Source organism: Paraburkholderia sp. BL18I3N2, assembly GCF_003001875.1.
In the GTDB taxonomy this organism is placed as follows: Bacteria; Pseudomonadota; Gammaproteobacteria; order Burkholderiales; family Burkholderiaceae; genus Paraburkholderia; species Paraburkholderia phytofirmans.
Window position 1 is genome coordinate 145,499 of sequence record NZ_PVNC01000002.1, and the last position, 17,326, is coordinate 162,824.

A 17,326-nucleotide genomic window follows, 5' to 3' on the forward strand; every position below is an offset into this window, starting at 1 on the left:
CAGAGAAGCCTGAAAACGCGCTGCATCGGCAATCAAAATCTGGCGCCCCAAAAGAAAAAAGCCTGCAACGTGTGCAGGCTTTTTCTCAAACTGACAGCTATCAGCTAAGACGCTCAGACCACGCCAGCTCCATGCGCCTGCAAATCGGCGTGGTAACTCGAGCGAACCATCGCGCCCACGGCTGCGTGCGTGAAACCCATCTTGTACGCTTCTTCCTCGTACATCTTGAACGTGTCCGGGTGCACGTAAGAACGCACCGGCAGATGGTGTTCCGACGGTTGCAGGTATTGACCGATCGTCAGCATGTCCACGTCGTGTTCACGCAGGTCGCGCATCACCTGCAGAATCTCTTCTTCGGTTTCGCCGAGGCCGACCATCAGACCGGACTTGGTGGCCACGTCAGGGTGCAGCGCCTTGAAGTCCTTCAGCAGCTTCAGCGAATGCGCGTAGTCCGAACCCGGGCGCGCTTCCTTGTACAGACGCGGCACCGTTTCGAGGTTGTGATTCATCACATCGGGCGGCGCGGCATTCAGAATGCCGATCGCGCGATCCAGACGGCCACGGAAGTCCGGCGTCAGAATTTCGATGCGGGTCTCCGGCGAAAGCTCGCGCGTCTGACGGATACATTCCACGAAGTGAGCCGCGCCGCCGTCACGCAAATCGTCACGATCGACACTGGTGATCACCACGTACTTGAGCTTCAACGCGGCGATGGTGCGCGCGAGGTTGCCCGGTTCGTCCACATCGAGCGGATCCGGGCGGCCGTGGCCGACGTCGCAGAACGGGCAGCGGCGCGTGCACTTGTCGCCCATGATCATGAAGGTCGCCGTGCCCTTGCCGAAGCATTCGCCGATGTTCGGGCAGCTCGCTTCTTCACACACCGTATGCAGGTTGTGCTCGCGCAGAATCTGCTTGATTTCGTAGAAACGCGAATTGCCGGTCGCCGCTTTGACGCGGATCCAGTCGGGTTTCTTGAGCTTTTCGATCGGGACGATCTTGATCGGAATACGGGCGGTCTTGGCTTGCGCCTTTTGCTTCGCGGTGGCGTCATATGCGGCGGCGGAAGCCGGCACGGCGTCAGGAGCGGGGGAAGCTGCGAGGTTCGCGGTAACGTCAGTCATTCGTTCGATCCAGTCAGGCGGTGAGCACACCGGCCTGTGGTTGGGCGACGGCCGCGGGACTGCCGTCGAGGTTTGCGGTGAGGCGTTCTGCAAAGGTACGGGCCACGTCGTCCCAGCCGGCGGCCACGCCGAGCGTTGCCATATCGACTGTTTCGAGCCCCGCGTAGCCACATGGATTGATGGCCAGAAACGGCCGCAAATCCATGTTCACGTTCAGGCTCACGCCGTGATAACTGCAGCCGTTGCGGATCTTCAGACCCAGCGCCGCAATCTTGGCGCCGGCGTGCGGTCCGACGTCCAGCCCCGGCGCCACGTAGATACCGGGGGCGCCCGCCTTTCGTTCTCCGGCGAGATTATACGCCGCAAGGGTGTCGATCACGGCTTGCTCGATCCGCGTGACCAACTCGCGCACCATCAACTTGCGGCGGCGCAAATCGAGCAGCAGGTAGGCCACCACCTGGCCGGGCCCGTGATACGTGATCTGCCCGCCCCGGTCGACTTTGACCAGAGGAATACCGCTGTCGGCGGCCAGCAGATGGGCGGGATCGCCCGCCTGGCCTAGCGTGAAGACGGGTGGGTGTTCGACTAGCCAGATTTCGTCGGGGGTGTCGGCCGTGCGTTCGTCGGTGAACGTGCGCATGGCTTCGAAACTGGCTTCGTACGGTTCGCTGCCACGCCAACGCAGCGTGAGCGGCGTCGTGGAGGGCAAGGGTGTCGGGGAAACCGGGGCGGCGCACATGATCCCCGCAGTTTACCGAAATCTGGGAATCCCCGCCGAAGGTGGCGGGGTTGGACGCGTCGAGTCGTTGTGGCGTGGCCGAGCCTCAAAGTACCGTTCCACCGTCGCGCGGCCACGCCGGCAGTGCCAGATGCAGTCGCTCGGCTGCGCCGCCGAGTTCCGCCGCGGCGCGCCATCCGGCTAAACCAGCGCGCCCGCGGCAGCACCATCAAACCGTGCGCCAGCCGCCTCGCATACGCGCCGTCAACCGTTCGCCGATGCGCGCAAACCAGTTCAGCGCGCGCTCATCGCAGCGTGTGGGCACTGAAAACGCCACTCTCGCCTGGCTGCTGCCCTCAGCGCTCAGCCACAGCCGCTCACCGCGCCGCAACCGCAGCGTATGACCAGGTTGCAGCCAGTAATCTTCCGTATCGTCGCTGCGCGTGACCCACACCGCACCGCGACGAACGACCAGCTTGGTGCTGCGCGCCACCTTCAGGGGAACTGTTTCGCCACTGCGGATTTCAAACGCGATGCTAGAGGAAATTTCTCGCATGATGCCCTCGCCAAAAGTCGTTTCATGACTACAATCCTAGACGCAGCAAGGGTTTAAGCAAAACGATCTATTTTCACCTCTATGTGAGAAATATTGCCATGGACCTTCGGCAATTACCCGCCCTGAACGCAATCAAGGCATTCGAGGCCGCCGCCCGCCACGAAAGCTTCTCGCGCGCCGCCGACGAACTCTTCGTCACCCACGGCGCCGTCAGCCACCAGATCCGCGCGCTCGAAGCCGAACTCGGTGTCTCGCTGTTCGCGCGCGACGGCAAGCGCGTGCGGCTCACCGAGACCGGCCGACGCTACGCCACGCACGTGCGCTCCGCCCTCATGGCGCTCGCCGATGCCACCCGCGAAATTCGCGCCGGCGACCGCGAGCGGCGCCTCGTGGTGTCCATGCTGTCGTCATTTGCGGCGCGCTGGGTTACGCCGCGCGTCGGCAGCTTTATCGAGGCGCATCCGCAGTGGGACCTCGAACTGCTGTCCACCAACGCGCTCACGGACTTCGCGCGCGACGACGTCGACGTGGCGATCCGTTTCGGCTTCGGCAGGTATCCGGGTCTGCATTCGGAGTTGTTGCTGGAGGAGATTTTCTTTCCCGCCTGCGCGCCGAATTTCAACGGCGGCAAGCTGCCGCAAACACCGGCCGATCTGGCCAAAGTCACCTTGCTGCGTTCCGACGATGAACTCTGGCGCCCCTGGTTCGACGCCGCCGGCCTCACCGACTGGCCGGAGCCGAAGCGCGGCGTGCTGTACCAGGATTCGTCGAATCTGCTGCAGGCCGCCATCGACGGCCAGGGTGTCGCGCTCACGCGCCGCTCGCTGGCCATGCCCGAAATCGCGGCGGGCCGCCTCGTGCGGCTTTTCGATGTGGATGGGCCGAGCCCATGGCAGTACTACTTCATCTGCACGCCGCAGATGCTCGAAACCGCCCGTGTGAAAGCGTTTCGCGACTGGGTATTCGAGGAGGTGGGACGCTTCAAGCAGCTTTTCGACCGGGCTTGCGAGCTACGACCTGCCGCAAGCGCCGATCTGTCGGCGAACGCATTGCGCGTCACGCCGTAACACGTAAACGAAGGGCTTAAAGCACCACTTTGACCATCGGATGGCCGGTGAGCGCGCGATAGATATCGTCGAGCTGCTCACGGCTCGTGGCGCGCACCGTGACCGTCAGGCCCGTGTAATTGCCACCGCTGGACGGACGCGTTTCAATGCGTGAGGCGTCGACTTCGTTGTCGAACTCCCGCACCACCGTGACAATCGTCTCGGCGAACTCAGGGTGCGATTTACCCATGATCTTGATCGGGAAATCGCAAGGAAACTCAAACAGTGACTCGTTCACGGAACTCATTCTCTACTCCTTGCTGCGCCTCGCGCGCTTGCTGGGCCTTGGCTCGTTGATACGCCGCGTACAGCGCCGCAAAGACGGCGCCCGGCTTGCCCTCGCCGACCGGCCGGCCATCGAGTTGCGTGACCGGCAGCACTTCTTTGGTTGCCGAACTGACGATGATCTCGTCAGCCGCGCGCAGTTCGGCTTCACTGATCTCGCGCGCTTCGAAACGGATGCCGCATTCGCCCGTCAGCTCCTCGATCAGGCCGTAGCGAATCCCTTCGAGAATCTTGTGGCTGCGCGGCGGCGCGGCCAACACGCCGTCCTTCACCATCCATACATTCGACGACGATCCTTCGGTCAGCATGCCGTCGCGAAACTGGATCGTCTCGAACGCATCGTTCTCCGCGGCATATTGCGCCATCAGCACGTTGCCGAGCAGCGACACGGACTTGATGTCGCAATTGAGCCAGCGGCGATCTTCCGCGGTCACGCAACGCACGCCTTGCGCGCGCTGCGTTGCGTCTGGCAGGTTCAGCGGCGTGACCATCACGAACACGGTCGGCTGGATGCCGGCCGGAAACGCATGACCGCGTTTGGCGACACCGCGCGTGACCTGAATATAGGCAATCGCGTCCTGGTCCGCACGCAAACCGCCGTCCGCCTCATTCGCCGCGACCACGCGCTCGATCAGCGCGCGCCAGCCGGCGTCGTCGAAAGGATTGACGATGCCGATCTTGTCGACCGAGCGCGCGAGGCGCGCCAGGTGCTGCTGGAAACGGAACGGTGTGCGGCCGCCCGCATGCGCGGGGTGCGCGTAGAGCGGCGCAACTTCGTAAATGCCGTCGCCGAAAATAAAGCCGCGGTCGAGAACCGGCACGCGCGCTTTGGACAACGGCACCAACTCGCCGTTCAGATAGACAATCGGATCGGGCGAAACATCGGAAACAGCGCTCATTGCAATCAGGCTCTTACTTCTTCTTGTTGAACATGAGCATCAGCGAATCCCACACGCGGCCGACCACGCCCGCTTGCGGCACAGCCTGCAAGGCCACGATCGGGAACTGTGCGAGCACCTTGCCGTCGGCCACCAGCTTTGCGGTACCGACCTGCTGACCATTCGCGATCGGTGCGATCAGCGGATCGATCTGCTCGATCTGCGGCTTCACCTTGTCGCCCATGCCCTTCGGCACGGTGATGTACTGGTCGCTCTTCACGCCGATCTGCACGGTGTCCTGCGCACCCTTGTAGACGCGCGGCGTGCTCACCACCTGATTCGCCTTGTACAGACGCACCGTGTCGTAGGCGCTGTAGCCGTAGTTCAGCATCTTCAGGCTATCCTGCACGCGGTCGTGTTCCTTGGTCTCGCCCATCATGACCGAGACAAGACGGCGCGACGCGTCGGTCGCGCCCGGCAGCGAACGCTTCGCGCTCGCGATCAGGCAGTAACCGGCGCCTTGCGTGTGACCGGTCTTCAGACCGTCGACGGTCGGGTCGATCCACAGCAGACGGTTGCGGTTCGGCTGCTTGATCTTGTTGTACGTGAAATCCTTGACCGAGAAGATGTTGTAGTAGTCAGGGAAGTCGCGAATCAGACGCGCCGACAGGACCGCGAGGTCGCCCGCCGTGGTGTAGTGCTGCGGATCTGGCATGCCGTTCACATCGGCGAAATGCGTGTTCTTCATGCCGAGGCGCTGCGCTTCCGTGTTCATCATATTGACGAACTGCGACTCGCTGCCGCCGACCAGTTCGGCCAGCGCGATCGCCGCGTCGTTACCCGACTGGATGATCATGCCGTACACCAGATCGTGCACGGTCACCGGCTTGTTGGCTTCGATGAACATGCGCGATTCGTCCGTGCGCACGCGGCGCACCGCTTCGCTCGGCATGACCGTCTGGTCCATGTTGATCTTCTTCGTCTGCAGTGCTTCGAAGACGAGGTACGCCGTCATCAGCTTGGTCAGTGACGCCGGTTCAACGCGCTCGTCCGGATTGCCCGAGGCGAGCACCTGGTTGCTGGTCGCGTCGACGAGCACCCACGAGCGCGCATTCACGGCCGGCGGCGGCACTTGCGCGAACGCGGTGCTGGCGACGAGCGTGGCCGGCAGCACCACGCCGAGGGTCACGGCACGGCTAAGCGTAGAAGGAACGAAGGAAGCAAGGGAAGGGAATGACGTGCGGCCGGAGGTGGAAAAACGCATAGGGTCGATTCGTGCAGAAAAATACATCGCGCGCAGGGCGCAGAGTTTGGAAGAGCCGGTCGGCGAGCGTCTGGCCGTAAAAACGGCGCGGCGCCCATTGGACTTCCGGCCACGCGATCGGTTCGCGCAGCACGCCCGCATCCGGCACCGCTGCGCGCGAAAAGACGCTACGCGTCGCGCGAACTGCCGGATGGGCGGCGCTGCGCCCAAAAAAGAGTCGCCATTATACGCGCGCTCTCCCCGTTACTTTGCGCAAAGGCCGGCGATTAATTTGCGTTTGTGCGTACCTGTACCCCGGAAAACACACATCGCGCGCCGCTTACCGCCAGGCGTCGACGATGATCCGCTTCAGAACGTGCAGCTTGCGATGCAGAAAATGCTCCGCGCCCGGAATCACGACAACCGGCAATTCCTGCGGCCGCGCCCAGTCGTAAACGGATTGAATGGGAACCGTCTCATCGGTTTCGCCGTGAATCACGAGTGTGTTTTCCGGCACGGGGGCGACTTCCCAGCGGCTCGCCGCCGTGCCGACCAGCACCATTCGCTCGATCTCCTGACCTTCTTCGCGCAGCTGCGCGGCCACGTGCGACAACACGAAGGTGCCGAACGAAAAACCCGCCAGCACGAGGGGCAGATCGCTTTGACCCGGTTCGGCGCGCATGTGATCGAGCACGGCGCGCAAGTCGTCGCGCTCGCCGATGCCTGCGTCATGCTCGCCTTGCGTTTCGCCGACGCCGCGAAAATTCGAGCGATACGTTACGTAGTTCAACTGCACCAGCGTGCGCGCGAGCGTCTGCGCGACCTTGTTGTCCATCGTGCCGCCGAACAGCGGATGCGGATGCGCGACCAGCGCGATGCCGCGCGGCGCGGCGCCGTTTTCGCGCGTTTCGTCGGGCAGATCCAGCGCGACCTCGATCTTGCCGACCGGGCCGTCGATCAGATATTTTTTGGTGTGTACGTTCATGGCGGGACTTATTGATCGATTTTCAGACGCTCGACGATCTTGCCGTTCGCGAGGTGCGAGTCGACGATTTCGTCGATGTCGCTCTCGTCGACGTACGTGTACCAGATGCCTTCCGGATACACGACGAGCGTCGGGCCGAGTTCGCAGCGGTCGAGGCACCCGGCCTTGTTGATGCGCACCTGGCCCGGGCCTGCGAGTCCGAGCTTCTTTACGCGTTTTTTCGCGTACTCCTGCATCTCCTGCGCATTGCAGTTCGCGCAGCTTGGGCGCTCGGCGCCGGGGTCGCGCTGATTGAGACAGAAGAAGACGTGGTACTTGTAGAAGGAGTCCATGATGTCCGGGGGCGAGACTGTCGGTGTGGGGAATGGCGCAGGATGCACGGCGGCGCGCCTGTTGTGCGAACGATTATAACGAGCGAGGCTAGCGGTCGCTGATGCTGTCCACGCCTGCCCGCGCGCCGCATAGGCTTCATGTGTGCTTCATGCGCCGCTTGAGCCACGCCTGTTCGACCACATACGCCAGCCACACGAGCGCCGCATACGGCCAGATCCACGCGAGCCAGTGCGCCAGTCCGTTGAAGTGCAGATAACGCCCTTGCCGCCAGTCGGCGAGCACGGCATCGAAATACGGATTGACCGGCAGCAGGTTGACGAACACCAGCGCGATCGTCAGCGCGACACCCGCCAGCGCCGCGCGCGATCGGCGCTGCAGACGCAACGTCAGAAGTGCGGCCGCGGTCCCGCACACAAGACCCGCCAACGCGCCGGGCGTCGCCCAGTCGAACGCGAGGCCGGACTGCGACTGCAAAAACGTCGCGCCCGCTTTCACGCACAAAGTCATCACGATAAACAGGAGCAGCAGGCGCACGCGCGGCGCATGTCGGCGCACCGGCAACGACGCCAGCGCGAGCGCGGCGAACAGGTTGAGTGTGGTGATCACGGCTTCCCACACGTCGTCGGGCATCCAGGCGGCGACGAGCGCCGGCCAGGCGCCGACGTGCCAGCCCGGTGGCGTCCACGCGAGCAAGGCATCTTGCGTGGTCGAATCGAAACGCAGCCAGAGCGCGCGCGGCCAGTTGCCGAGACCGAACAGGCGGGGCGCCGGGTACATCGTCGCGAACGGCCACGCCACGACCAGGCACGCGAGCGCGGCTCGATCGCGCTCGAACCACAGAAGCCGCACGCGCCGCAGCAAGCCGCGATCGAGCAGCGCGCCCGTCGCCGGCGACATGATCGCCGCGCCGAGCAGTGCACCGAGCGCGTTGGCGGCGAGATCGAGGTTGGAGGCGACGCGCGTCGGCAGATAGGTTTGCACGGCTTCCATCACGCCGGACAGCAGCCCGCCCAGCACGAAGGCGAAGGCAACGGCGAGCGTGCCGCGCCAGCGCGGATAAGCCGCGAGCACCACCAGCGCGCCGAACGGCATATAGCCGAGCACGTTGGTGACGACGTCGAACGCCGTCAGGTACTGCGGCATGGGATCGGACAGATAGGCAAATGGAGCGAGGCCGAGCGAACGCCAGCCCGAAAACGGATACCACGAACCGTAGACGATCAACGCGGTATATAGCACCAGCGCCTGGCGGGCGAGCACCGACGGGCGGCGCGCCCAGGGTTTCACGCTCATGCAGCGCTCCGCGATGTGCGCTGCAAGCCCGTCATTGCGCAGCGACCAGCGCCTGCACGCCGAGCCATGCGCCGATCTGCGAGACGAGATCGTCGCTGGCGGTGGCGAGCGCCTGCGCGCCTCCGGCGGCGTCCGCCGACCTGGACGGCGCCCGGGCAATGAACGTGCGCTGGCTGAGCACCTTGCCGCTTTGCGTGAGCGTGGCGCGCGCGGTGACCGCGGCGTGACTTTCGGACTGGCTGTCGAAGACCTGTTCGAACTCGCTCAGATCGACCTTCAGCACCGGCGCGGCGACGCCGTCGGCGCCCGTCAGCACCGTGCCGCGCGAACTCAGCGCGCCACGCAGACGCTGGGTCAGCAATTGCGAAGGCGTCATGGTCCAGTGGCTGTTCGCGTACGCAGCGGTCTGCTGCGCGTCGGCGTAACTCAGGCGGTACATCAGCTTGTCCGACTCGAGCACGTCGGGCGCGCTCACATCGAGCACCTTCACGGCCGGCGACGTGCCTGCGGACGCTGCCGGACTCGGCGGGCCGAAGTCATAGCGGATGTCCGAGAGAGCGGCCGGCGTGCCGGCGCAGCCCGCGGCGAGCACGCCGAATGCGAGCAGCACCGCCAGCGCGGCGCTCATGGGCAAAAATCGGTGAATCGAGCGTGACATGACAATCTTCCTTTCTTCAAACCTTCAAAATCATTGCTTCAACTTCATTGGGCAGCGCGCGCGGCGGGCCATTTGAAGCCCGCTTCGCCGGGACCGGGCGCCGCACCCGGCGCGCCGAACAGCACGCTGCGCGGGCTGCTGCTGAACGTATCGGCGGCGCGGTCCACCGAGCGGGCCGCGGAGCGCACGTCTTCAGCGAGCGAATTGACGCGCGGCAAGGTGTCGTAGCCGACCCGCGACGACAGGTCCTGCACCGCGCCGTTGATCGACACCAGCGCGTCGCCGGCCTGCTGCGCGGCCGTGCCGACCTTGTTCAGGTTGGTCTCGAACGGGCCGTTCGGCCGGTTCAGGCTGGTGATCAACTGATTGGTCGACGCCAGCGTGCGATCCAGCTGGTTGATCGTGCCGGGCAGCATCCCGGCGGCCGGCGTTATTTTCTGCGTCAGCGTGGCCACGCCGTCGGCGGCTTGCTGCAGGCTTGCGGCCGTTCCTTGCAACTGCGCAGCCATTTCCGGCGACAGCAAACGGTCGACGTCGTCCGCGACTTTTTCGAGTTTGCGCAGCAGCACGTCGCCGCGTTGCTGCAGTTGATCGAGCAAGCCGGGGCGCATGGGCAACTGCGCCACCTGTTTGGCCGACGACGCCAGCGGCGTCGGATCGCGCCCACTGTCATCCAGCTGGATGAAGGCGATACCCGTGACGCCCTGGAAACCCAGGCTGCCGAACGTCGAATGGGTAATCGGCGCGTGCGTATCGACGAGGATGCGAATCAGAATTTGCCCCGGATGAGCCGGATCGAACTTGATGGACTGCACCTTGCCGACGTCGAGCCCGCGATAACGCACCGCGGCGTCGGTGAACAGGCCCGTCACGTTGGTGCGTGCGATCAGATCGTACGGCACCCGCACGGAACGGTCGACATTGAACAAAAAACCCGCCAGCGCGATAGCCACCAGCAAAACGATCGTGAAGAGCCCGGCCCAGAAGGCATGTGATTTGTTTTCCATTGTCAGGTTCCCTGGTTCACAGCGGCAATTCGGACGATGCCGGCTCGAGCGCCGCCCGCGGCAGCTTCGCGCGGCGCTCCGGCGGCAGCGCCTGCAACGCGCGGCGCCCGCGCAGGCCGAGGAAATATTCGCGGATGAAAGGATGATCGACCCCCGCGGCCTCCTCGACCGGCGCCGCGACCAGCACCTTGCGATCCGCCAGCACGGCGACGCGGGTGGACAGCGCGATCATCGTGTCGAGATCGTGCGTGACCATCACCACCGTCAGGCCGAGCGCGCGATGCAGCGCCGAGATCAGCTCGACGAATTCATCCGACGCCTGCGGATCGAGCCCGGCGGTCGGTTCGTCGAGAAACAGCAGTTCGGGTTCGAGCGCGATCGCGCGCGCAATGCCCACGCGCTTGATCATGCCGCCCGACAGCGCCGACGGCATTTTCGATGCGTGCTTGCACGGCAGGCCGACCATCTCCAGCTTGAGCATGACGATGTCGCGCAACAGATCTTCGGGCACCTTGCCGAGTTCGCGCACTGGCTGCGCGATGTTGTCGAACACCGACAGCGACGAGAACAGCGCGCCGCGCTGAAACAGCATGCCGGAGCGGCTGCGCATCAGCAGCGCGGTTTCCGGCGAAATGGTCGCGAGATTCTCGCCGAACAGCTTGATGGTGCCCGACGAGGGGCGCTCCAGCCCGAGAATCTGCCGCACCAGCGTGGTCTTGCCGGAACCCGAGCCGCCGACGATCGACACGATCTCGCCGCGCCGCACGTCCAGATTCAGATGCTGGTGCACGATGTTGCGGCCGTAGCGCTTGGTCACGTCGATCACTTCGATCACCGGCTCGGCGATCGAAGGCACGGGTTGGCCGCGCACGGCCTGAGTGAGTGGCGCGATCATCCGAGCCCCACGTTCTGGAAGAGGATCGCGAACACGGCGTCCGCGAGAATCACGATGGTAATCGAGGTCACCACCGAGGTCGTCGTGCCTTCGCCGAGACTCTGCGAATTGGCCTTGATACGGAAACCGAAATGACAGCCGACGATCGCGATCAGCATGCCGAACGCGACGCCCTTGCCCAGGCCGATCCACAGATTCGCGACCGGCACCACGCCCGGCAAAGCCCGCGCGAAGTAGCTCATGTCGATGCCGAGCGCGATCTTCGCGGCGAGCGCGCCGCCCGTCAGCGCGATGATGTTGGTCCACATGACGAGCAGCGGCATCGCCACGCCGAGCGCCACCACGCGCGGCAAGATCAGCCGCAGGCCGTGCGGGATGCCCATCACGCGCATGGCGTCCAGTTCCTCGGTCACGCGCATCACGCCGATCTGCGCGGTGATCGCCGAACCCGAGCGGCCTGCCACCAGAATCGCGGCGAGCACCGGCCCGAGCTCGCGAATTACTGAAAGCCCCAGGATATTGACGATGTACTGGTTTGCGCCAAAAAGCCGCAGTTGCTGCGCGGACAGATAACTGAGCACGATGCCGATCAGGAACGCGACCAGCGCGGTAATCGGCAGGGCTTTGGTGCCGGCGTTATAGATGTTCGCGGAGATCTCGGTCCACGGCGTGATTTTCGGTTTGCGCGCGATCGCCAGCAGGTCGAGGACGACGCGCCCGAGCATCGCCACGCCGCCGTACAGATGCTCGAAGAACGAGAAAATCGCGAGCCCGAGCCGCGTGAGCGGATCGAACCTGATCACCGGCTCGGCCTTTTCGCGCACGGTGTCGAGCAAGGCGATGCGCTCGAAAATGTCGCGTTGCGTGTCGGTCAGCGTGGTGTCCGGGGGCATCTTGTGGCCCCATACGCGCCACAGCGCCTGGCCGCCGACGTGGTCCATCCGGTCGATACGCGACAGATCCCATTGACCGATGCCTTCGGCGCCGACCAGCGACCGCAACAGAGGGATCACGTGCCCAGTGGCCCTGTCGCGCGCGAGCGCGAGCGCCGTCCACTGGCCCGAGAGCCGGACGATCTTGCCTTGGCTGCCTGCCGCGACTTCGAGGCCGGGCGGAGTGTCGTAGTTCAAGGATCGTTGAATCTGGTTATCGGATTAGCGGCCATTGTAACGAAGGCACGGCGCGGGAACCGTGCGCGCGGGCTCAACGGGTTCGCTGTCGCTACAATATGAATCATGAACACGTCCAAGACTCCCCCTCAAGGCGACTGGCGCATCGACCGCGAGCGCGCCGTCGCGCTCTTCGGCCCGCACGCGCACGACTGGCCGATCGAAATCGTCGAGGAAACCGGCTCGACCAACGCCGACCTGATGACGCGCGTCAAAGCGCTGCCGCGCAAGGCCGGCGCGCTGCCGCGGCCGATCGTGCGGGTCGCGTATCTGCAAACCGCCGGGCGTGGCCGCCGTGGCCGTCCGTGGTATGCGGAGCCGGGCAATGCGCTGCTGTTTTCGGTGGCGTGCGTGCTGCCGCGTCCGCTCGAAGGGCTTGCGGGCCTGAGTCTCGCGGTGGGCGTCGCATTGGTCGACGGGCTACGCGCGCTGCCGGTCGCCGGTCCCGGCCAGATCGCGCTGAAGTGGCCGAACGACGTCCTGCTCGAAGGCGACAAGCTGGCCGGCATCCTGATCGAAACCGCGTGGAGCACCGACGACGCCAGCGCGGTGGTGATCGGCATCGGCACCAACGTGAAGGGCGCGGACGAACTCGCGGCCAAAGTCGGCGCGCTGAACGCCGGCGTGCCGCCGCAGGCGCGCGGCACCGCGCCGACCGCCTTGCAGCGCGCGCTGCCCAACGCCAACCTTACCGACACGCTCGCCGCCGAGCTGAACGCGCTCGAACCGGCCTTGCAGCGCTTCGGCGCTGAAGGTTTCGCGCCGTTCCAGGCGCGCTGGAACGCGGTGCACGCCTATGCTGGCCGCGAAGTGGTGTTGCTGGAACAAGGCCAGGAACAGATGCGCGGCGTGGCGGCGGGCGTGGACGAGCGCGGCCAGTTGCTGCTCGACACCGCCACCGGCCGCGAGACCGTCGCGACCGGCGACGTCTCGCTGCGTCTGGCCGACGGTGTCGCATGACGAGCGGCGCGCCTGATTTGCTGATCGACGCGGGCAATAGCCGTATCAAGTGGGCGCTGGTAACGGCGGACGGGTCGCAGATCGCGGCCGGCGCCCTGCCCCACGGCGGCGCGGATCAACCGGACTGGTCGGACTTGCCGACGCCCGGCCGCGCATGGTTGTCCAATGTCGCGGGCGAAAATGTCGCGGCGCGGATTGCCGCTTTGCTCGACGCGCGCTGGCCGCAGTTGCCGCTCACCACGATCCGCGCCTGCACGCAGCAATGCGGTGTGACCAACAGCTACACCACGCCGCATGCGCTCGGCAGCGACCGCTGGGCCGGCATGATCGGCGCGCACGCGGCGTTCCCCGGCGAACATCTGCTGATTGCGACGTTCGGCACGGCGACCACGCTCGAAGCATTGCGCGCGGACGGCTGCTTTGTCGGCGGTCTGATCGCGCCGGGCTGGAGCTTGATGATGCGCTCGCTAGGCGAGCACACGGCGCAATTGCCGACGCTCGACGCCCACGCGGCTCGCGGTCTGCTCGACGGCAGCACGCCCGATGCGGCGCGCAGCGGCCCGTTCTTCGCAACAGATACGCCGCGTTCGTTGTCCGCCGGTTGCACGTTGGCGCAAGCGGGCTTGATCGAGCGGATGTGGCGCGATCTGCAGGATGAATGGCGGGTGCCGGTGCGGCTCGTGGTCAGCGGCGGCGCCGTGGACGAAGTGGCGAGCGCACTGAAAGTGCCGCATACTCGCCACGATTCGCTCGTGCTGTCCGGTCTTGCGCTAATTGCTGCCGAGCGCGCCTTGGAACGCGGCAAGTGAATCGCGACCAACGGCATAACGGCGGCCAACTTCTGGACGGGGAAAACCAACAATGCTGCGCTGGCTGATCGCCATATTGTTTCTTGCCAATATGCTGGCATTCGTCGCGGTCCGCGGCGTGTTCGGCCCGACGCCCACAGCCGGCGGACGCGAGCCCAATCATCTGAATCGCCAGGTTCATCAGGAATGGTTGAAGGTGCAGCCGGTCACTGCCGCCGAAGCCGCCGATCAGGCCGTTGTGGGCGGTCCGGCGCCGGTGGCGCCGATCGCGGCATCCGCGCTTTCGCAGTAAGTCGCTCGCAATCTTGCGGCGTATGCGATGCAAGTCGCGAAGCCGGTGAGAGACTCACGTCGCAGCCGACCACTAGCTTTGCGTACGAACCTTTTTCAGTAGCGCGGTAGTCGAGCGGTCGTGCTCGAAGGGAATTGCCAAAGCTTTACCGCCCCAACTTCGTACGATGGCCGACTCGGGCAACACGTCCATGTCGTAGTCGCCGCCTTTTACGAGCACGTCCGGCCGCACCGCCGAAATCAACTCGACTGGCGTCTTCTCGCCGAAGCACACCACGTAGTCGACGCTCTCCAGCGCTGCCAGCAAGGCCATGCGATCGGCCTCGTTGTTGATGGGCCGGTCGTCGCCTTTGCCAAGCATGCGCACCGACGCATCGCTATTCACGCCGACGATCAGGCAAGCGCCCAAAGCCTTGGCATCGGCAAGATAAGTCACGTGCCCGCGATGCAGGATATCGAACACGCCGTTGGTAAACACAACCGGCGCGTTCAGCGAGGGACGCAGCGTCACCAGTGCATCGCGCGTGAGAATCTTGCGTTCAAAAATGGCAGCCATGGAGAAATCGGAAAGGACAGGAAGGTGTCGTCACCATACACGATGGGTCGCATGAAACAAAACGGCCTGGCGCACATAAGGGCGTCAGGCCGTTCCTTTTTCAAACCGTTTCGCAGCGCGTGGCGGCGCAAACCGAGTCACATGCTCGCGACCCTCAGGCCGGTTGTTCAGCCGACTTCTGATCGGCCTGCAAACGTAGAACCACTTCCTTGCGGTAGCGGTTCAGTTCCTGCGCCGTATTGAACGTGCGCTCGAACAGAATGGACAGGTTGTGCAGAATGCGTTCGACCACCTTCTTTTCCCAGCCGTCGTCGAAGCGGATCTGTTCGTCGAGCCAGCGTTCGAGCCATTCCGGATCCGGCAGACGTGACTGAATCGTGTCGCGCGGGAACAGCGCCTGGTTCACGTGCAGGTTCGTGGGGTGCAGCGGTTTTTCCGTGCGGCGAGCCGATGCCATCAGGACACCGATCTTCGCAAACGCGGCCCGCGCGATGTCGCCGGTTTGCGCCATTGCCTTCTTCATGTAGCGCAGATACGCGCCGCCATGCCGCGCTTCGTCGCGCGAGATGGTTTCGTAGATGTGCTTGATGACCGGTTCGGTGTGCCATTCGGCTGCACGGCGATACCAGTGATTCAGGCGGATTTCCCCGCAGAAGTGGAGCATCAGCGTTTCGAGCGGCGGCGCTGGATCGAATTCGAAGCGCACGGCGTGCAGTTCCTCTTCGGTCGGGCACATTTCCGGTTTGAAGCGGCGCAGATATTCCATCAGCACCAGCGAATGCTTCTGTTCCTCGAAGAACCACACGCTCATGAACGCGGAGAAATCGCTGTCGTGATGGTTGTCACGCAGAAACATTTCCGTGGCGGGCAACGCCGACCATTCGGTGATCGCGTTCATCTTGATCGTCGCTGCCTGCTCGTCGGTCAATAGCGATGCATCGAACTTGTCCCAGGGAATGTCTTTCTCCATGTCCCATCGAACGGATTCGAGCGATTTATAAAGTTCCGGATAAAGCATGGTGTTCATAGTCCCACCCCTGTTCTGCGCATACTGTGTGTGTCTGTCACTACTACGGTGTAGTACTTTTGCCCACGACGAACGGATCGCACCTAAATGTGCACCGTTTGCCGGCCAAGCATTCAATTTTACGCGGTAATCGGCCGCCCAGATGCACCTGACGGCAAAGAAGTCCAGGCGTTTGCGCCCGCGCGTCACCCTACGTTACGCGCTGCGCGGCCAACCGTGGGTGAGGGATACCCTGTGCCTGAGGTCGAGCCAGTTTGCGATGAAAACCGCACCGTCCAGCCCTGCGCCGGTGTTGCCGGCGGCGAATGGAGCAAGGGCGGCTGGATTGGTAGTTTTCAGCGCGCGCCCAAAAGCCAAAATAAAGCTTACACAATGATAGCACGCTGACTTGGCCAAACCCGCGCTGTGACAGGAGCAATTCCGGTGCCTGGCTGACCGTGCGCAAGAAATCGTGCGATTTGCGCAGTGTGGCGGACGATCGGGGTCAAAAGCATGACAGACGGCCAACTCGCCTTTCTGTGTCGCTTCAAAACCGCGCCACCCCGCGTGTTTCATTTCCGCCTTTAAACGGACTTTTTCGTGGCTTTCGGGCTGGTGCTTGCGCTGGCGCCGCTCGTGCGCTTCGTGGCCGCTGGAGCCCGCTTCGCCGCTGGCCGCTTGGCCTCTGACTCCGCGGCGTCCGCGTCTCGTGCCGACGTCTGCGGTTCGCCGCCCGCTGGCTCGCCGCCGGCAGCCGAAGCGGCCGCATTGTCCGGGACAAAATCAGACGGCTCGGCGCCCGCACCGGCGGCCGGCGGTTGCGTCATCGCGAACTGGGCGATCTGGTTGAACTGCGATTGCAGCAGATTCCACCACGCGGACGCGTCGAATGGCGGCGTGGCCGGCGCCTCCTCTTCCCCACCCGCCGGCTCCTCAGCCGACGAAGCGGCGCTCGCCTCAGCAGCCGGCGCCGGGGCAGGCGCCGCCGGATGCGGCCAGCCTCTCGCAGGCGCGGGACTCGGCGCTGCCGACTCCGCCGCAGGCTGCGACATCGACGACTGCGCGAACGCGCCGAACGCGCGCAATGTCGCGAGCGTCGCGCGCTGCACTTCGAGCGCCTGAATCGCGGATTGCAGCATGCTCAGATTCAGCTTGAGCCATTGCTCGACCGCCCGCATGTCGGTGATGCGCTTGTCGAGTTCCTCGACATTGGTGAGCGGCGCCATCATGTCGGACATCATCGACAGCGAAGGTCCGAGGCCGCCGCCACCGGCTGGCTGCGCGCCCGAAAAAGCCGAGCCGAACGGCGACAGCCGCATCATGCCCCACATGCGTTCGAGCATTTCAGCGGGCGGGAAACCGGGAAAGCCGGGAAAGGGCGGCGTGGAGTTAGAAGAATCGGTCATGGTTGTCGACTCGCTGCGTAAATTGAAGAAGAAGCGTTAAGGAAGGGGCGC

General features: G+C 64.4%; 20 protein-coding genes. 4 read left to right on the forward strand and 16 right to left on the reverse strand.

Translation table 11 applies throughout. The features are described 5' to 3' along the window. Positions 1-113: 113 nt before the first annotated feature. The 3 genes from lipA to B0G75_RS06605 form a co-directional block, all read right to left on the reverse strand. Positions 114-1,121: a lipoyl synthase gene (gene lipA, locus B0G75_RS06595; protein WP_106302258.1), complete on the reverse strand. Its 1,008-nt coding sequence runs from the start codon at positions 1,119-1,121 to the stop codon at positions 114-116. A gap of 13 nt (positions 1,122-1,134) precedes the next feature. Then, complete coding sequence (gene lipB / locus B0G75_RS06600) at positions 1,135-1,860, reverse strand: lipoyl(octanoyl) transferase LipB (protein ID WP_106302261.1); 726 nt, start codon at positions 1,858-1,860, stop codon at positions 1,135-1,137. A gap of 208 nt (positions 1,861-2,068) precedes the next feature. After that, on the reverse strand, positions 2,069-2,395 hold the full coding sequence (locus tag B0G75_RS06605) for a DUF2917 domain-containing protein (protein ID WP_106302264.1): 327 nt from the start codon (positions 2,393-2,395) through the stop codon (positions 2,069-2,071). Between the two features lie 98 nt (positions 2,396-2,493). On the opposite strand from B0G75_RS06605, the gene B0G75_RS06610 reads away from it, so the two are divergent. Further along, the gene (locus tag B0G75_RS06610; RefSeq protein ID WP_106302266.1) at positions 2,494-3,462 is read left to right on the forward strand and encodes a transcriptional regulator GcvA; all 969 of its coding nucleotides are present in this window, start codon (positions 2,494-2,496) and stop codon (positions 3,460-3,462) included. Positions 3,463-3,478: 16 nt separating this feature from the next. Here the strand turns inward: B0G75_RS06610 and B0G75_RS06615 are convergent, their stop codons facing one another. The 10 genes from B0G75_RS06615 to B0G75_RS06660 all read right to left on the reverse strand — a co-directional run bounded on the left by B0G75_RS06615 (position 3,479) and on the right by B0G75_RS06660 (position 12,208). Further along, positions 3,479-3,748, reverse strand: a complete 270-nt coding sequence (locus tag B0G75_RS06615) for a DUF493 family protein (protein WP_106302269.1) — start codon at positions 3,746-3,748, stop codon at positions 3,479-3,481. After that, complete coding sequence (locus tag B0G75_RS06620; RefSeq protein ID WP_106302272.1) at positions 3,720-4,685, reverse strand: D-amino acid aminotransferase; 966 nt, start codon at positions 4,683-4,685, stop codon at positions 3,720-3,722. The genes B0G75_RS06615 and B0G75_RS06620 overlap by 29 nt, the downstream gene beginning before the upstream one ends. Positions 4,686-4,698: 13 nt before the next feature. After that, positions 4,699-5,928, reverse strand: a complete 1,230-nt coding sequence (locus tag B0G75_RS06625; protein WP_106302275.1) for a D-alanyl-D-alanine carboxypeptidase family protein — start codon at positions 5,926-5,928, stop codon at positions 4,699-4,701. 319 nt (positions 5,929-6,247) lie between these two features. Continuing rightward, positions 6,248-6,892: an alpha/beta hydrolase gene (locus tag B0G75_RS06630; RefSeq protein ID WP_106302278.1), complete on the reverse strand. Its 645-nt coding sequence runs from the start codon at positions 6,890-6,892 to the stop codon at positions 6,248-6,250. An 8-nt stretch (positions 6,893-6,900) separates the two neighbouring features. Then, positions 6,901-7,224, reverse strand: a complete 324-nt coding sequence (locus B0G75_RS06635; protein WP_012431563.1) for a ferredoxin — start codon at positions 7,222-7,224, stop codon at positions 6,901-6,903. Positions 7,225-7,360: 136 nt separating this feature from the next. Then, a complete protein-coding gene (locus tag B0G75_RS06640) occupies positions 7,361-8,518 on the reverse strand; it encodes a VanZ family protein (RefSeq protein WP_106302281.1) in 1,158 nt (385 codons plus the stop codon). A 31-nt stretch (positions 8,519-8,549) separates the two neighbouring features. Then, on the reverse strand, positions 8,550-9,176 hold the full coding sequence (locus B0G75_RS06645) for an ABC-type transport auxiliary lipoprotein family protein (protein ID WP_106302284.1): 627 nt from the start codon (positions 9,174-9,176) through the stop codon (positions 8,550-8,552). Between the two features lie 44 nt (positions 9,177-9,220). After that, the gene (locus B0G75_RS06650) at positions 9,221-10,183 is read right to left on the reverse strand and encodes an MlaD family protein (RefSeq protein WP_106302288.1); all 963 of its coding nucleotides are present in this window, start codon (positions 10,181-10,183) and stop codon (positions 9,221-9,223) included. A gap of 16 nt (positions 10,184-10,199) precedes the next feature. After that, positions 10,200-11,078, reverse strand: coding sequence for an ABC transporter ATP-binding protein (locus B0G75_RS06655; RefSeq protein WP_106302291.1), 879 nt, complete (start codon positions 11,076-11,078; stop codon positions 10,200-10,202). Next, positions 11,075-12,208, reverse strand: a complete 1,134-nt coding sequence (locus tag B0G75_RS06660; protein WP_012431558.1) for an ABC transporter permease — start codon at positions 12,206-12,208, stop codon at positions 11,075-11,077. Before B0G75_RS06660 ends, B0G75_RS06655 begins: the two co-directional genes overlap by 4 nt. Before the next feature lie 105 nt (positions 12,209-12,313). Here B0G75_RS06660 and B0G75_RS06665 point away from each other — a divergent pair, with 105 nt between their 5' ends. The 3 genes from B0G75_RS06665 to B0G75_RS06675 are packed head-to-tail and all read left to right on the forward strand — an operon-like array spanning position 12,314 to position 14,308. Beyond that, positions 12,314-13,207 carry a biotin--[acetyl-CoA-carboxylase] ligase gene (locus B0G75_RS06665; RefSeq protein WP_106302294.1) on the forward strand — a complete coding sequence of 298 codons (894 nt, stop codon included), beginning with the start codon at positions 12,314-12,316 and terminating at the stop codon, positions 13,205-13,207. Beyond that, on the forward strand, positions 13,204-14,016 hold the full coding sequence (locus tag B0G75_RS06670; protein ID WP_106302297.1) for a type III pantothenate kinase: 813 nt from the start codon (positions 13,204-13,206) through the stop codon (positions 14,014-14,016). The genes B0G75_RS06665 and B0G75_RS06670 overlap by 4 nt, the downstream gene beginning before the upstream one ends. Before the next feature lie 52 nt (positions 14,017-14,068). Continuing rightward, complete coding sequence (locus B0G75_RS06675; RefSeq protein ID WP_106282276.1) at positions 14,069-14,308, forward strand: hypothetical protein; 240 nt, start codon at positions 14,069-14,071, stop codon at positions 14,306-14,308. Between the two features lie 72 nt (positions 14,309-14,380). Here B0G75_RS06675 and rfaE2 read toward each other — a convergent pair whose 3' ends face one another. The 3 genes from rfaE2 to B0G75_RS06690 all read right to left on the reverse strand — a co-directional run bounded on the left by rfaE2 (position 14,381) and on the right by B0G75_RS06690 (position 17,275). Then, positions 14,381-14,863, reverse strand: a complete 483-nt coding sequence (rfaE2, locus tag B0G75_RS06680) for a D-glycero-beta-D-manno-heptose 1-phosphate adenylyltransferase (RefSeq protein WP_106302300.1) — start codon at positions 14,861-14,863, stop codon at positions 14,381-14,383. Positions 14,864-15,017: 154 nt separating this feature from the next. Next, entirely contained in the window at positions 15,018-15,890 is an 873-nt protein-coding gene (locus B0G75_RS06685; protein WP_012431553.1) for a ferritin, read from the reverse strand. Positions 15,891-16,453: 563 nt separating this feature from the next. Further along, positions 16,454-17,275 (reverse strand): PhaM family polyhydroxyalkanoate granule multifunctional regulatory protein, encoded by an 822-nt coding sequence (locus B0G75_RS06690; protein ID WP_106302303.1) that lies wholly within the window; start codon positions 17,273-17,275, stop codon positions 16,454-16,456. Positions 17,276-17,326: the final 51 nt, after the last annotated feature.

Coding starts and splice junctions, on each gene's coding strand:
- rfaE2 (WP_106302300.1), bottom strand. CDS start 14,863: ATGGCTGCCATTTTTGAACGCAAGATTCTCACGCGCGATGCACTGGTG.
- B0G75_RS06645 (WP_106302284.1), bottom strand. CDS start 9,176: ATGTCACGCTCGATTCACCGATTTTTGCCCATGAGCGCCGCGCTGGCG.
- B0G75_RS06690 (WP_106302303.1), bottom strand. CDS start 17,275: ATGACCGATTCTTCTAACTCCACGCCGCCCTTTCCCGGCTTTCCCGGT.
- B0G75_RS06610 (WP_106302266.1), top strand. CDS start 2,494: ATGGACCTTCGGCAATTACCCGCCCTGAACGCAATCAAGGCATTCGAG.
- B0G75_RS06685 (WP_012431553.1), bottom strand. CDS start 15,890: ATGAACACCATGCTTTATCCGGAACTTTATAAATCGCTCGAATCCGTT.
- B0G75_RS06605 (WP_106302264.1), bottom strand. CDS start 2,395: ATGCGAGAAATTTCCTCTAGCATCGCGTTTGAAATCCGCAGTGGCGAA.
- lipA (WP_106302258.1), bottom strand. CDS start 1,121: ATGACTGACGTTACCGCGAACCTCGCAGCTTCCCCCGCTCCTGACGCC.
- B0G75_RS06640 (WP_106302281.1), bottom strand. CDS start 8,518: ATGAGCGTGAAACCCTGGGCGCGCCGCCCGTCGGTGCTCGCCCGCCAG.
- B0G75_RS06630 (WP_106302278.1), bottom strand. CDS start 6,892: ATGAACGTACACACCAAAAAATATCTGATCGACGGCCCGGTCGGCAAG.
- B0G75_RS06655 (WP_106302291.1), bottom strand. CDS start 11,078: ATGATCGCGCCACTCACTCAGGCCGTGCGCGGCCAACCCGTGCCTTCG.
- B0G75_RS06650 (WP_106302288.1), bottom strand. CDS start 10,183: ATGGAAAACAAATCACATGCCTTCTGGGCCGGGCTCTTCACGATCGTT.
- B0G75_RS06675 (WP_106282276.1), top strand. CDS start 14,069: ATGCTGCGCTGGCTGATCGCCATATTGTTTCTTGCCAATATGCTGGCA.
- lipB (WP_106302261.1), bottom strand. CDS start 1,860: ATGTGCGCCGCCCCGGTTTCCCCGACACCCTTGCCCTCCACGACGCCG.
- B0G75_RS06635 (WP_012431563.1), bottom strand. CDS start 7,224: ATGGACTCCTTCTACAAGTACCACGTCTTCTTCTGTCTCAATCAGCGC.
- B0G75_RS06670 (WP_106302297.1), top strand. CDS start 13,204: ATGACGAGCGGCGCGCCTGATTTGCTGATCGACGCGGGCAATAGCCGT.
- B0G75_RS06615 (WP_106302269.1), bottom strand. CDS start 3,748: ATGAGTTCCGTGAACGAGTCACTGTTTGAGTTTCCTTGCGATTTCCCG.
- B0G75_RS06625 (WP_106302275.1), bottom strand. CDS start 5,928: ATGCGTTTTTCCACCTCCGGCCGCACGTCATTCCCTTCCCTTGCTTCC.
- B0G75_RS06665 (WP_106302294.1), top strand. CDS start 12,314: ATGAACACGTCCAAGACTCCCCCTCAAGGCGACTGGCGCATCGACCGC.
- B0G75_RS06620 (WP_106302272.1), bottom strand. CDS start 4,685: ATGAGCGCTGTTTCCGATGTTTCGCCCGATCCGATTGTCTATCTGAAC.